Genomic DNA, 12,632 nt, shown 5'->3' with positions numbered 1-12,632 from the left:
TCCCTGTGGGAGCGGGTTCACCCGCGAATACGATGGTGCAGCCACTACCGTATTCGCGGGTGAACCCGCTCCCACAGGGGCCGATGCTCCATTCATAAAAGGTTTACACCGTGCACTCCACCGACGTGATCATCCTCGGCGCCGGCGCCGCCGGCCTGATGTGTGCCCAGCTCAGCGCCCGCCGCGGGCGCCGGGTGCTGCTGCTCGACCACGCCAACAAGCCGGGCAAGAAGATCCTCATGTCCGGCGGCGGGCGTTGCAACTTCACCAACATGTACACCGAGCCGGCCAACTTCCTCTCGCACAACCCGCACTTCTGCAAGTCGGCGCTGGCCCGCTACACCCAGTGGGACTTCATCGAGCTGGTGTGCAAGCACGGCGTGCCGTACCACGAGAAGAAGCTCGGCCAGCTGTTCTGCGACAACAAGTCCAGCGACATCCTCGACATGCTGCTGGCCGAGTGCGACGAGGCCGGCGCCGAACTGCGCATGAACACCAGCATCGAGCGCATCGACAAGACCGAAGGCGGCTACACCCTGCAGACCAGCGCCGGCCCGTTCGCCTGCCAGTCGCTGGTGATCGCCACCGGCGGCCTGTCGATTCCTACCCTGGGCGCCACCGGTTTCGGCTACCAGGTCGCCCGCCAGTTCGGCCATGAACTGTTGCCGACCCGCGCCGGCCTGGTGCCGTTCACCATCACCGAGCCCCAGCTCAAGGCACTGTGCACTGAATTGTCGGGCACCTCGCTGGACTGTGTCGCCAGCTGCAATGGCACGAGCTTCCGCGAGAATCTGTTGTTCACCCACCGCGGCCTGAGTGGCCCGGCGATCCTGCAGATCTCCTCGTTCTGGGAAGCCGGCGATACGCTGGAGATCAACCTTCTGCCCGATCGCGATGCGCTGGAGTGGCTGCAGGGCCAGCAGGTCGAGCGTCCCAACAGCGAGCTGAAGACCGTGCTGAGCGAGGTGTTCACCCGCAAGCTGGCCAACCTGCTGGCCGAACAGTGGTTCGTTTCGAAACCATTGAAGCAGTACACCCCGGCGGAATTGACCCAGATCGCCGAAAAACTGGCGGCCTGGCAAGTGATCCCGGCCGGCACCGAGGGCTATCGCACCGCGGAAGTCACCCTGGGTGGCGTCGATACCCGCGAGGTGTCGTCCAAGACCATGGAATCGCTGAAAAGCCCGGGGTTGTACTTCATCGGCGAAGTGCTGGACGTAAGTGGCCACCTGGGCGGTTTCAACTTCCAGTGGGCCTGGGCTTCGGCCAACGCGGCGGCGCAGTTCGTGTAGAGTAGAATCCATTCAGCAGCACGGAACGCTTCTTGCTGGTCTGTGCTGGAGCGCCATTTTTTGGGGCTGCTGCGCAGCCCTATCGCGGCACAAGGCCGCTCCTACAGAGGGACGCGATCTCCTGTAGGAGCGGCCTTGTGCCGCGATAGGGCCGCACAGCGGCCCCAGACGGCCTCAAAGGTATTCATTCGATCTCAGCCCAGGGCCATCATGTCATCGAGCTCGTTCCGCCATTCATTGCGTCGCCTGTGGGGCCAAGACAAGTTCAGCTATGCCATCCGCGTGACCATCGCCCTCACCGGCAGCATGGCCTGGTGCTGGTACCAGAACGAGATGAGCCTGCTCATTCCGCTGTTCCTCGGCATCATCGCCAGCGCCCTGGCCGAGACCGACGATGGCTGGCAGGGCCGGCTCAGCGCCCTGCTGGTGACCCTGGGCTGCTTTGCCATCGCCGCGCTGTCGGTCGAGCTGCTGTTCCCCTACCCCTGGATCTTCGCCGTCGCCCTGGCCCTGGCGGCGTTCTCCCTGACCATGCTCGGGGCCCTGGGCGAACGCTATGGGGCGATCGCCTCGGCCACGCTGATCCTGTCGGTCTACACCATGATCGGCGTCGACCAGCGCGGCGGCGAAGTCAGCGATTTCTGGCACGAGCCGTTGCTTCTGGTGGCGGGAGCGGCCTGGTACGGCCTGCTGTCGGTGCTGTGGCAGGTGCTGTTCTCCAACCAGCCGGTGCAGCAGAGCCTGGCCAAGCTGTTCTATGAACTGGGCAGCTACCTCAAGCTCAAGGCCAGCCTGTTCGAGCCGGTGCGTACACTCGACGTCGAGGCCACGCGTCTGGAGCTGGCCAAACAGAACGGCAGGGTGGTGGCGGCGCTCAACGCGGCCAAGGAAATCATCCTGCACCGGGTCGGTAACAGCCAGCCCAACTCCAAGGTCAGCCGCTACCTCAAGCTGTACTTCCTGGCCCAGGACATCCATGAACGGGTCAGCGCCTCGCACTACCCCTACAACGCGCTGACCGACGCGTTCTTCCATAGCGACGTGATGTTCCGCTGCCAGCGCCTGCTGCGAAAGCAGGGTTCATCCTGCCAGGAGCTGGCCCGCTCGATCCGCCTGCGCCAGCCCTTCGTGCTGGCCAGCGGTTACCCCGAGGCGCTGGAAGACCTCAACGCGTCGCTCGAGCACCTGCGCACCCAGAACAACCCGGCCTGGCGCGGCCTGCTGCGCTCGCTGCGGGCGCTGGCGGCAAACCTGGCCACCCTGGACCGGCTGCTCAGCGCCGCAAGCAACCCGGACAGCCTGGCCGATGCCAGCGACAGCAGCCTGCTCGACCGCTCGCCACGCAATCTCAAGGACGTGTGGAAGCGCCTGCGTACCCAGCTGACGCCGACCTCACTGCTGTTCCGCCATGCCCTGCGCCTGTCGCTGGCACTCTCGGTGGGTTACGGCATGGTGCACCTGATCCACCCGACCCAGGGCTACTGGATCATCCTCACCACGCTGTTCGTCTGCCAGCCCAACTATGGCGCGACCCGGCGCAAGCTGGTGCAGCGGATCTTCGGCACCGCCATCGGCCTGACCGTCGGCTGGGCGCTGTTCGACCTGTTCCCCAACCCGATCATCCAGTCGCTGTTCGCGGTGGTCGCCGGGGTGGTGTTCTTCGTCAATCGCACCACCCGCTACACCCTGGCTACGGCGGCGATCACCCTGATGGTGCTGTTCTGCTTCAACCAGATCGGCGATGGCTACGGGCTGTTCCTGCCGCGCCTGTTCGATACCCTGGTGGGCAGCCTGATCGCCATTCTCGCAGTGTTCCTGTTCCTGCCCGACTGGCAGGGCCGGCGGCTGAACAAGGTGCTGGCCAACACCCTGGCCTGCGCCAGCGAGTACCTGCGCCAGATCATGCAGCAGTACGCCCATGGCAAGCGCGACGACCTGGCCTATCGCCTGGCCCGGCGCAACGCGCACAATGCCGACGCGGCGCTGTCCACTACCCTGGCCAATATGCTCATGGAGCCCGGACACTTCCGTAAGGAGGCCGATGTCGGCTTCCGCTTCCTGGTGCTGTCGCATACCTTGCTCAGCTACCTCTCGGGACTCGGGGCGCATCGTGACACGGCGCTGCCGGCCGAGGTCCACGAGCAGCTGATAGATGGCGCCGGGCGGAGCCTGGCCAGCAGCCTCGACGAAATCGCCAATGGCCTGGCGGCGCGGTTGCCGGTGGCGATCCACAGCGATGCCGAAGAAGCCCTGGCCAATGCGCTGGAGCAGATGCCAGAGGAGCTGGACGAGCATCAGCGGTTGGTGCAGACGCAGCTGGCGCTGATCTGCCGGCAACTGGGACCGCTGCGCACGCTGGCAGGGCATCTGATCAAGGAAGGCCCACCCGCCTGATCACCTCGCGATCAGAACCCATGCTGGCGCAACAGCCGGTCGTAGCTGCCGTCGGCCTTCATCGCGGCGATGGCCTTCTCGAAGCGGGCGACGATCTTCTGGTGCTCCGGGTGCTTGAGGCTGACCAGGATATGCAGACTGTTCTCGCTCAGCGGCGGATCGACGAAGGCCACACCCTCACGCACCGGTTGCGGCTCGCGTTGCAGGTTGTAGCGCGCCACGAACTCATCCTCCACCGCCAGGTTGACCCGACCGGCCGCCAGCATGCGCACCGCGGACGAGAAGCTGCGCACCGGCACCTTGTTCAGGCGCTCGTCGCTGTCGAACTCAGGGGAATAGGCGTAATCGCGCACCACGGCGATGGTGTAGGGGTACAGGTCGGACTGGCGTGCATAGTCGAACGCCTCGCCTTCACGCTTGAGCAGGCGGATGCGGTTGACCAGGTAGGCGTCGGAGAACTGGCCGATCAGGGTTCGCTCGTCGTTATACCAGGCGTTGATCAGCACGTCGTAGCGCCCCTCGCCCACGCCCATCAGCGCCCTGGCCCAGGGCACCTCCTCGAACTCGGTGGCGTAGCCGGCGCGGGTCAGTGCAGTGGTGACGATGCTGGTGGCCAGGCCGCCACCGGGCATGCTGGTGTCGGTGAACGGCGGCCAGCTGTCGGCCACCAGCCGCAGCTTGCCTTGGGCAAGGGCAGGCCCTGCGCACAACAGTCCCAGTAACCCAAGAACGCAAAGCAGTGGCCGCATGCTCAATTCCTTTCGCAGTTGGGGGCTCACGCTGGTGACGGCGGTCTCTACGAGCAACAGAGACTCAGATTACACAAGCCGCATCCTGGCGACAGCGGGCGATAGTGTCATTTAGCCTCTATTTTGGCCGAGTGCCAGGTATCGTCATTCGAACTCGTCGAAGCCGGCAGGATTTGCGATGATCGACGGTCAACCGAAGGAGTACCCATCCATGTCCATCGAGTGGATCTGCAAGCACCATAGCGACCTCACCAAGGAACAACTCTACGCCATCCTGCAACTGCGCACCGAAGTGTTCGTGGTCGAGCAGCGCTGCGCCTACCAGGAAGTCGACGGGCTTGACCTGCTGGGCGACACCCTGCACCTGATGGGCTGGGACGGTGAGCGGCTGGTCGCCTACCTGCGCTTGCTCGATCCACAATCGCAGGATGGCGAAGTCGTCATTGGCCGGGTGGTGACATCTCCCGAGGCTCGCGATATGAAGCTGGGCCACCCGCTGCTGCTGAAGGGGCTGGAGGCTGCCGGCCATTGCTGGCCTGGCGTCGCGATCTATCTGTCAGCCCAGGCGCATTTGCAGGGGTTCTACGCTCGGCATGGTTTCGAAGCGGTCGGCGAGGAATACCTCGAGGACGATATTCCGCACATCGGGATGCGAAAAAGCTGAATTTGCCGGGGGCGCTGCGCGCGCCATCGCGGGACAAGCCCGCTCCCACGGGGAACAGCGGGGTTGCCCGGTGATGAGTCTTTTCAGGGATAGCCCAGCACTTCGCGCAGCTGGCGCAGGTGCTGGATGATCCACTGCTTGTCGATCGCCCCCCAGTCGCGGATGCGGTAGTGCCCGGCATGGTTGCGCGCGCCGGCCTGCTGCTCGAACTCGCAGACGATATCCAGGTCAGCCAGGGCGGCGATGGTGTCCTGGGCGGTGCGCCGCGGCATGCCGGTGGCTTCCATCAGCGCCGGCACGCTGGTGGCGGTCTGGCTGTCGATCAGCCAGGCCACGTAGAGGCGGCGGTAGAAACTGCTGCGGGTCTTGCTCACTTCCGTGGTCATGGGGTGCTTGTCCCTCAGGTGTTGCCCGGCAGCTCCCGATAGGTCAGGTAGACGCGCAGGTCGAATTCCAGTTGATGGTAGTCCGGCTCCATGTGCTGGCAGAGCTGGTAGAAGGCCTTGTTGTGGTCGCGCTCCCTCAGGTGCGCCAGCTCATGCACCACGATCATGCGCAAAAATTGCGGCGCCGCCTCGCGAAATAGCGAAGCGACGCGGATTTCCTTCTTGGCCTTGAGCTTGCCGCCCTGCACCCGCGACACTGCCGTGTTCAGGCCCAGCGCCCGGTGGGTAAGGTCCAGGCGGTTGTCGAACAGCACCTTGTCCAACGGCGGCGCACTGCGCAGGTACTGCTGTTTGATCTCCTGGGCATAGCCGTACAGCGCCTTGTCGCTCTGCACGTCATGACGCTCGGGGTAGCGCTGGCGCAGGTAATCGCCCAGGCGATCGCTGGCGATCATTTGGCGCACCTGTTCCTGCAGGTGCAGCGGGTAGGCTTGCAGGTAGCGTAAGGCGGTCATGGCAGGCGTTCGGATCGGGAAGACGCGAGTTTAGCCAATCACGACGCCCATGGGAAAACCGCCGGGAAATTGCCGGCGTCGACGGCGGTTAGCGGTCGGGCGACCAGGAACCCCTGCACATAGGCGCAGTCGGCATCCTTGAGCCACTCGGCCTGGGCCTGGGTCTCCACGCCCTCGGCAATCACCGTGATGTCGTAGGCCGCGCACAGGCCAATGACGCTGCGTACCAGGGCGATGTCCGCCGCCGAGTCCGGCAGTCGCGCAACCAGGTGGCGGTCAAGTTTGAGGGTGTCGATGGGCAGGTCGCGCAGCATGCGCAACGAGCAGTCGCCAGCACCAAAGTCGTCAAGCGCCACGCGAATGCCCAGCTCGCGCAAACGGTGCACCTGCTTCACCGCCGCGTCGATGTTGTACATCAGCGACGTTTCGGCCACCTCCACCTCCAGCTGGGCGGGCTGCAATTGGTGCTTGTCGATCACCTGGGCCAACTCATCGACCAAACCGGGCATGGTGAACTGGGCGCGACTCAGGCTGATGCTCAGCACCAAAGGCGAACCGAACCGATCACTCCAGGCATTGCGTTGCGCGGCACCTTTGCGATAGATCCAGCTGGCCAGGCGGTTGATCAGGCGCGCCTCTTCCAGCAATGGAATGAACAATCCGGGCGGCACATCGCCGACGCTCGGGTGCTTCCAACGCAACAACGCCTCGAAGCCGCGTAGCCGGCCGTCGGCGAACGCCACCTGGGGCTGGTAGACCAGGCTGAAGTCGTTCTGTTCGATGGCCGTGCGCACGCTGTCCTCGAGCATCAGCCGCGAACGGGCGCGACCATTGAGTTCCTGGTCGTAGAAACGGTACTGTTGGCGCCCGGCCTGCTTGGCCGCATACATCGCGGCATCGGCCGCCCGCAGCAGGCCTTCCACGTTGGCGCCGCAGTCGGGGTAGGTGGCGATGCCGATGCTCACCCCCAGATTGACCTCCAGGCCATCCACCTGCTGGAAGCTCGACATCCGCTCCAGCAACTTCTCGGCATAGCGTCCGGCCTGCTCGGGGTATGGCAGGCCGTCGAACAGCGCGGTGAACTCGTCGCCGCCCATCCTGGCCAGCAACGCCTCGCTGCCCAGGCACTCCTTGAGCTGGTCGGCCACCCAGCGCAGGACCTTGTCGCCGGTTTCGTGGCCGAGCAGGTCGTTGATCCGCTTGAAGCCGTCCAGGTCCATGTACATCAAGGCCTTGGCCTTGTCCGAGCGCTCGTTGCGCAACAGTGCGCTCTCGGCGGCCTGGTAGAAACCACGGCGATTGAGCAGCCCGGTCAACGGGTCGGTGACCGCCTGGTACTCGAGCTGCTGGTGCAGGCTGCGCACCACCGACATGTCCAGCACCGTCACCACCATGGCCTTCTGCTCGGGGGGCAGCGGCGCGCAGGACAGCGCCACCGGTACCAGCTGGCCACCGAGGGTGCGCAGATGGGCGTCGTGCACGCGGAAGATCTGCCGCCCCAGATAAGCTTGGTAGAAGTCCGACTCGGGCCACAGGTTGGCGCAGGGCAACTGGATCAGGTCCAGCATGTGCGCGCCCTGCAGCTTTTCCACCGGGGCATCGAGCAGGCGCGAGATGGCCGGGTTGGCGAAGCCGATGCAGCCCGCCTCGTCCACCACCAGGATGCCCTCGGCGGCGTTCTCCAGGATCGAGGCATTGAAGGCCCGCGCCGATTCCAGTTCGCGGGTCAGGCGTTGCAGCATGCGCCGGTTGCGCTGCTGCTCCAGCTGGGCCTGGACCTTGGGCTTGAGAATCTGCGGGTCGAAAGGTTTGAACAGGTAGTCCACCGCACCGCTGGCATAGCCTTTGAGCACCGCGGCATCGGACTGTTCGTTGGCGGTGAGGAAGATGATCGGGGTCAGTCGCGTGCGTTGGCTGCCGCGCATCAGGCGGGCCACCTCGAAGCCGTCCATCTCGGGCATCTGCACGTCGAGCAGGACCAGGTCGACTTCGTGTTCGAGCAAGGTGCTCAGGGCTTCCATCCCTGAACTGGCGGTCAATACCTGCCAATCCTGGCGGGACAGCAAGGCCCGCATGCTGATGAGGTTTTCCGGGTAGTCGTCTACGACCAGCAGCACCGAGCTGCTTTCCGGTGATTGTGAATAAGCGCCATCCATGCTGCTTCTCTTGGTAAGTCCAACTTCGACTTGTGATTGGATCCGATTGTTACTCTAGACTCGGCACCCGAAGACGCAATGCAGGCAGATGGCCATACGCCATCTGAACCGATGTTAGCCGACTAACGGTATGAGCGGTGGGCAGGCGACGTACGGGCACAAAAAAGCCCGCATCGCTGCGGGCTCCTTCGTTGAACGGCGCCGGATCAGTTGATCTTGGCCGCCAGTTCACCTTTGGCGTAACGCTGGAACATGCCTTCCAGGGAGATCGGCTTGATCTTCGAGGCATTGCCGGCGGTACCGAAGGCTTCGTAGCGGGCGATGCACACGTCGCGCATGGCCTTCACGGTCTCGGCGAAGAACTTGCGTGGGTCGAACTCGCTCGGGTGCTGGGCCATGTAGCGGCGGATGGCACCGGTGGAGGCCAGGCGCAGGTCAGTGTCGATGTTGACCTTACGCACGCCGTACTTGATACCTTCGACGATCTCTTCGACCGGCACGCCGTAGGTCTCTTTGATCTGGCCGCCGTACTCGTTGATGATCGCCAGCCAGTCCTGTGGCACCGAGGAGGAACCGTGCATCACCAGGTGGGTGTTGGGGATGCGCTTGTGGATTTCCTTGATGCGGTCGATGGCCAGGATGTCACCGGTTGGCGGCTTGGTGAACTTGTAGGCGCCGTGGCTGGTACCGATGGCGATGGCCAACGCATCGACCTGGGTCTTCTTGACGAAGTCGGCGGCTTCTTCCGGGTCGGTCAGCATCTGGCTGTGGTCCAGGATACCTTCGGCGCCGACGCCGTCTTCCTCGCCGGCCTGGCCGGTTTCCAGGCTGCCCAGGCAGCCCAACTCGCCTTCCACCGACACGCCGCAGGCGTGGGCGAACGCCACGGTCTGCTGGGTGACACGGACGTTGTAGTCGTAGTCGGACGGGGTCTTGCCGTCTTCCTTCAGAGAGCCGTCCATCATCACCGAACTGAAGCCCAGCTGGATCGAGCGCTGGCACACGTCAGGGCTGGTGCCATGGTCCTGATGCATGCACACCGGGATGTGCGGGAACTCTTCGATGGCGGCCAGGATCAGGTGGCGCAGGAACGGGGCACCGGCATACTTGCGGGCGCCGGCCGAGGCCTGGACGATGACCGGAGAGTCGGTAGCGTCGGCGGCTTCCATGATCGCGCGCATCTGCTCGAGGTTGTTGACGTTGAAAGCCGGAACGCCGTAACCGAACTCGGCGGCGTGGTCCAGCATCTGGCGCATGCTAATGAGTGCCATTGTGTATCTCTCTCCCGACAAGCGTCGTTTGTTTCATGCAAGCCTGCCGCAGGGGCGGTTGCTGTTCAAGTAGTGTGGGCCATCTACGTGGCCCGGCCAGTCACGGTGCCTTGCAGCCCCGCCCAATCAGATCGTTGGTCGCCACCCAGTACACCAGGCCTTCTTCACCTTTGGTGTGGAAGGCCAGCATGCCATCGCTGTACAGCGCGCCGGAGGCACCCGGCTCGGCCTTGAGCCGATGGACCTGGTCGCCGCCGCCAAGGCGGACATCGACTGCGTCCTGCTGCGCGTCGGCGAATCGCCACAGCACTTCGGCCTGGCTGTCGCAGACCCAGCGGGTCCAGTTATCCGCCGGGGCGGGTTTGGCAGGCTGCAACAGCGAGCAGCCTGCCAGGGTCGCCAGGGCCAATGCGGCCAGAAGCGCTTTCATCCTAAAACCTCGTCATGGGTCCGCTGCGCGGCCCTTCGCGGGTAAACCCGCTCCCACAAGGTCAGTGCATTCCCTGTGGGAGCGGGTTTACCCGCGAAGGGCTGCGCAGCAGCCCCTCTTCCAAGACCACAAAACCCAGGCGTGGTTGCCAGCCACCCGATCAAGGGCAGCCCGGAGCCTTGCGCTGGTGTTCGTCGTCGTACTTTTCCAGGCCGTCCGGCCCCAGGCGCTTGTTGATCACCGGTGCCGTCTCCGCCTGCCACTGGGACTGGTAGCAACCGCCCTTGGGCGGCTGCGCCGGATCGGCTTCGCTGCCCTTGTTGCCGGCGCAGGCGCCCAACAACAAGGCCACGATCATCACAGGCAATTGCTTGACCATCAGGTCGCTCCCTTTGCCAGGCGCCTTCACGCTCAGGCCTTGGCCCGCTCTTCCAGGATTGCCACGGCAGGCAGGACCTTGCCTTCGACGAACTCGAGGAACGCGCCGCCACCGGTAGAAATGTAGGAGATATCGGCACCCACGCCATACTTGTCGATGGCCGCCAGGGTGTCACCGCCACCGGCGATGGAGAACGCGGCGCTGTCGGCGATGGCCTTGGCCAGGACCTTGGTGCCGTTGCCAAACTGGTCGAACTCGAACACACCGACCGGACCGTTCCACAGGATAGTCTTCGAGGTCTTCAGCAACTCGGCGAACTGCTCGGCGGTCTTTGGACCGATGTCCAGGATCATGTCGTCGGCGGCCACGTCGGCGATCGCCTTGACGGTGGCTTCGGCGCTTTCGGCGAACTCCTTGGCGACCACCACGTCCACCGGCAGCGGTACGCTGACCTTGGCGGCGATGGCCTTGGCGGTCTCGACCAGGTCAGGCTCGTACAGCGACTTGCCCACCGGGTGACCGGCGGCGGCGAGGAAGGTGTTGGCGATGCCGCCACCGACGATCAGTTGGTCGCAGACCGCGCTCAGGCTGTTCAGCACGTCCAGCTTGGTCGACACCTTGGAACCGGCGACGATGGCGGCCATCGGTGTGGCCGGGGCTTTCAGGGCCTTGCCCAGGGCGTCCAGCTCGGCAGCCAGAAGCGGGCCTGCGGCGGCAACCTTGGCGAACTTGGCGACGCCATGGGTGGAACCTTCGGCGCGGTGGGCGGTGCCGAAGGCATCCATCACGAATACGTCGCACAGGGCGGCGTATTGCTGCGCCAGCTCGTCGGCGTTCTTCTTCTCGCCCTTGTTGAAGCGCACGTTTTCGAACAGCACCAGATCACCGGCCTGCACCTGAACGCCGTCGAGGTAGTCGGCGACCAGTGGCACGTCGCGGCCCAGGGCCTTGCCCAGGTAGTCGGCAACCGGCTTGAGGCTGTTCTCGGCAGAGAACTCGCCTTCGGTCGGGCGGCCCAGGTGGGAGCAGACCATTACCGCCGCACCCTTCTCCAGGGCCAGCTTGATGGTCGGCAGCGCTGCCAGGATACGCGCGTCGCTGGTTACCACACCGTCCTTCACTGGGACGTTGAGGTCTTCGCGGATCAGTACGCGCTTACCTTGCAGGTCGAGGTCGGTCATCTTCAACACGGTCATGAATGCAGTCCTTCAGGGCTGTTTGCTGCGGGTTGGGTGTACGACGTGCAGATAGTGTTCGGCAACGTCGAGCATACGGTTGGCAAAACCCCATTCGTTGTCGAACCAGGCCAGCAGGTTCACCAGGCGGGGGCCTGAGACACGGGTCTGGCTGGCATCGACGATGGCCGAATGCGGGTCATGGTTGAAATCACAACTGGCGTGGGGCAGCTCGGTGTAGGCCAGCAAGCCTTTCAGCGGGCCGTCCAGGGCGGCCTCGCGCAACACCCGGTTGACTTCCTCGGTAGTGGTATCGCGGGAAGTCTGCAGGGTGATGTCCAGGCACGAGACGTTTACGGTCGGCACGCGTACCGCTTTGGCCTGGATTCGCCCGGCAAGTTCCGGCAGCAGGCGTTCGATACCCCGGGCCAGGCCCGTGGAAACCGGAATCACCGACTGGAACGCCGAACGGGTGCGGCGCAGGTCTTCGTGGTGGTAGGCGTCGATCACCGGCTGGTCGTTCATCGCCGAGTGGATGGTGGTGATCTGCACGTACTCGATGCCGAAGGCCTGGTCCAGCACGCGCAACAGCGGCACGCCGCAGTTGGTGGTGCAGGAGGCGTTGGAGACCAGCAGTTCGCTGCCGGTCAGGCAATCCTGGTTGACGCCGTAGACCACCGTGGCATCGATGTCCGCCTCGCTGGCCATGGGCTGGGAAAACAGCACCCGCGGCGCGCCGGCGTCGAGGAAGCGCTGGCCGTCGGCACGGGTGTGGTAGGCACCGGAGCATTCCAGCACCAGGTCGATGTCCAGGGCGGCCCAGTCGATGCCTTCCGGGGTGGCGCTGCGCAGCACTTTCACGCAGTCGCCATTGATATGCAGGCAGTCGCCGTCGACCTTCACCTCGCCGGGGAAACGCCCGTGGGTGGAGTCGAAGCGGGTCAGGTATTCCAGGCTGGCCTGGTCGGCCAGGTCGTTCAGCGCGACGATCTCGAAACCGGCCTTCGCCCCCCGCTCGAACAGTGCGCGCAGGACACAGCGGCCGATGCGGCCATAACCGTTGAGTGCAACTTTGTAGGGACGCGGGTGGGGCATTCGATGGCTCGCTAACGCATGATGGCTTTTGGGGCCGCTTTGCGGCCCATCGCGACGCAAGGCCGCTCCTACAGGGTACGGTGTACGCCATACCTTGTAGGAGCGGCCTTGTGTCGCGAAACGAGG

12 protein-coding genes are annotated in these 12,632 nt (G+C 64.5%); 3 read left to right on the top strand and 9 right to left on the bottom strand.

Annotation, left to right across the window (positions count from 1 at the left end; all coding sequences use genetic code 11):
• Positions 1-110 precede the first annotated feature (110 nt).
• Both DMX06_RS03940 and yccS read left to right on the top strand, forming a co-directional pair.
• Positions 111-1,292 carry an NAD(P)/FAD-dependent oxidoreductase gene (locus DMX06_RS03940; protein ID WP_110734792.1) on the top strand — a complete coding sequence of 394 codons (1,182 nt, stop codon included), beginning with the start codon at positions 111-113 and terminating at the stop codon, positions 1,290-1,292.
• A 210-nt stretch (positions 1,293-1,502) separates the two neighbouring features.
• Entirely contained in the window at positions 1,503-3,686 is a 2,184-nt protein-coding gene (gene yccS / locus DMX06_RS03935; RefSeq protein WP_110734790.1) for a YccS family putative transporter, read from the top strand.
• Between the two features lie 11 nt (positions 3,687-3,697).
• On the opposite strand, the gene DMX06_RS03930 is transcribed toward yccS, so the two are convergent.
• Positions 3,698-4,435, bottom strand: a complete 738-nt coding sequence (locus DMX06_RS03930) for a substrate-binding periplasmic protein (protein WP_110734788.1) — start codon at positions 4,433-4,435, stop codon at positions 3,698-3,700.
• 211 nt (positions 4,436-4,646) lie between these two features.
• On the opposite strand from DMX06_RS03930, the gene DMX06_RS03925 reads away from it, so the two are divergent.
• The gene (locus tag DMX06_RS03925; RefSeq protein ID WP_110735173.1) at positions 4,647-5,099 is read left to right on the top strand and encodes a GNAT family N-acetyltransferase; all 453 of its coding nucleotides are present in this window, start codon (positions 4,647-4,649) and stop codon (positions 5,097-5,099) included.
• Between the two features lie 83 nt (positions 5,100-5,182).
• Here the strand turns inward: DMX06_RS03925 and DMX06_RS03920 are convergent, their stop codons facing one another.
• The 8 genes from DMX06_RS03920 to epd all read right to left on the bottom strand — a co-directional run bounded on the left by DMX06_RS03920 (position 5,183) and on the right by epd (position 12,506).
• Complete coding sequence (locus DMX06_RS03920) at positions 5,183-5,485, bottom strand: winged helix-turn-helix domain-containing protein (protein WP_028688318.1); 303 nt, start codon at positions 5,483-5,485, stop codon at positions 5,183-5,185.
• Between the two features lie 14 nt (positions 5,486-5,499).
• A complete protein-coding gene (locus tag DMX06_RS03915) occupies positions 5,500-6,000 on the bottom strand; it encodes a M48 metallopeptidase family protein (RefSeq protein ID WP_110734786.1) in 501 nt (166 codons plus the stop codon).
• 38 nt (positions 6,001-6,038) lie between these two features.
• Positions 6,039-8,156, bottom strand: a complete 2,118-nt coding sequence (locus DMX06_RS03910) for a putative bifunctional diguanylate cyclase/phosphodiesterase (RefSeq protein ID WP_110734784.1) — start codon at positions 8,154-8,156, stop codon at positions 6,039-6,041.
• Positions 8,157-8,362: 206 nt separating this feature from the next.
• Positions 8,363-9,427: a class II fructose-bisphosphate aldolase gene (gene fba / locus DMX06_RS03905; RefSeq protein WP_050707214.1), complete on the bottom strand. Its 1,065-nt coding sequence runs from the start codon at positions 9,425-9,427 to the stop codon at positions 8,363-8,365.
• Positions 9,428-9,527: 100 nt separating this feature from the next.
• Positions 9,528-9,857 (bottom strand): MliC family protein, encoded by a 330-nt coding sequence (locus DMX06_RS03900; protein ID WP_110734782.1) that lies wholly within the window; start codon positions 9,855-9,857, stop codon positions 9,528-9,530.
• Positions 9,858-10,017: 160 nt separating this feature from the next.
• On the bottom strand, positions 10,018-10,236 hold the full coding sequence (locus tag DMX06_RS03895; RefSeq protein WP_110735172.1) for a hypothetical protein: 219 nt from the start codon (positions 10,234-10,236) through the stop codon (positions 10,018-10,020).
• Between the two features lie 32 nt (positions 10,237-10,268).
• Entirely contained in the window at positions 10,269-11,432 is a 1,164-nt protein-coding gene (locus DMX06_RS03890; RefSeq protein ID WP_110734781.1) for a phosphoglycerate kinase, read from the bottom strand.
• Between the two features lie 12 nt (positions 11,433-11,444).
• Entirely contained in the window at positions 11,445-12,506 is a 1,062-nt protein-coding gene (epd, locus tag DMX06_RS03885) for an erythrose-4-phosphate dehydrogenase (protein ID WP_110734779.1), read from the bottom strand.
• Positions 12,507-12,632 lie beyond the last annotated feature (126 nt).

The sequence above is a fragment of the Pseudomonas mosselii genome, from assembly GCF_003205295.1.
Lineage (GTDB): Bacteria > Pseudomonadota > Gammaproteobacteria > Pseudomonadales > Pseudomonadaceae > Aquipseudomonas > Aquipseudomonas mosselii_B.
This window is presented reverse-complemented; position numbering and strand designations above follow the sequence as displayed.

What these genes read in the sequence shown, in the direction of transcription:
- yccS (WP_110734790.1), top strand. Translation starts at nt 1,503, where the DNA reads ATGTCATCGAGCTCGTTCCGCCATTCATTGCGTCGCCTGTGGGGCCAA.
- DMX06_RS03930 (WP_110734788.1), bottom strand. Translation starts at nt 4,435, where the DNA reads ATGCGGCCACTGCTTTGCGTTCTTGGGTTACTGGGACTGTTGTGCGCA.
- DMX06_RS03925 (WP_110735173.1), top strand. Translation starts at nt 4,647, where the DNA reads ATGTCCATCGAGTGGATCTGCAAGCACCATAGCGACCTCACCAAGGAA.
- DMX06_RS03920 (WP_028688318.1), bottom strand. Translation starts at nt 5,485, where the DNA reads ATGACCACGGAAGTGAGCAAGACCCGCAGCAGTTTCTACCGCCGCCTC.
- DMX06_RS03915 (WP_110734786.1), bottom strand. Translation starts at nt 6,000, where the DNA reads ATGACCGCCTTACGCTACCTGCAAGCCTACCCGCTGCACCTGCAGGAA.
- DMX06_RS03910 (WP_110734784.1), bottom strand. Translation starts at nt 8,156, where the DNA reads ATGGATGGCGCTTATTCACAATCACCGGAAAGCAGCTCGGTGCTGCTG.
- fba (WP_050707214.1), bottom strand. Translation starts at nt 9,427, where the DNA reads ATGGCACTCATTAGCATGCGCCAGATGCTGGACCACGCCGCCGAGTTC.
- DMX06_RS03900 (WP_110734782.1), bottom strand. Translation starts at nt 9,857, where the DNA reads ATGAAAGCGCTTCTGGCCGCATTGGCCCTGGCGACCCTGGCAGGCTGC.
- DMX06_RS03895 (WP_110735172.1), bottom strand. Translation starts at nt 10,236, where the DNA reads ATGGTCAAGCAATTGCCTGTGATGATCGTGGCCTTGTTGTTGGGCGCC.
- DMX06_RS03890 (WP_110734781.1), bottom strand. Translation starts at nt 11,432, where the DNA reads ATGACCGTGTTGAAGATGACCGACCTCGACCTGCAAGGTAAGCGCGTA.
- epd (WP_110734779.1), bottom strand. Translation starts at nt 12,506, where the DNA reads ATGCCCCACCCGCGTCCCTACAAAGTTGCACTCAACGGTTATGGCCGC.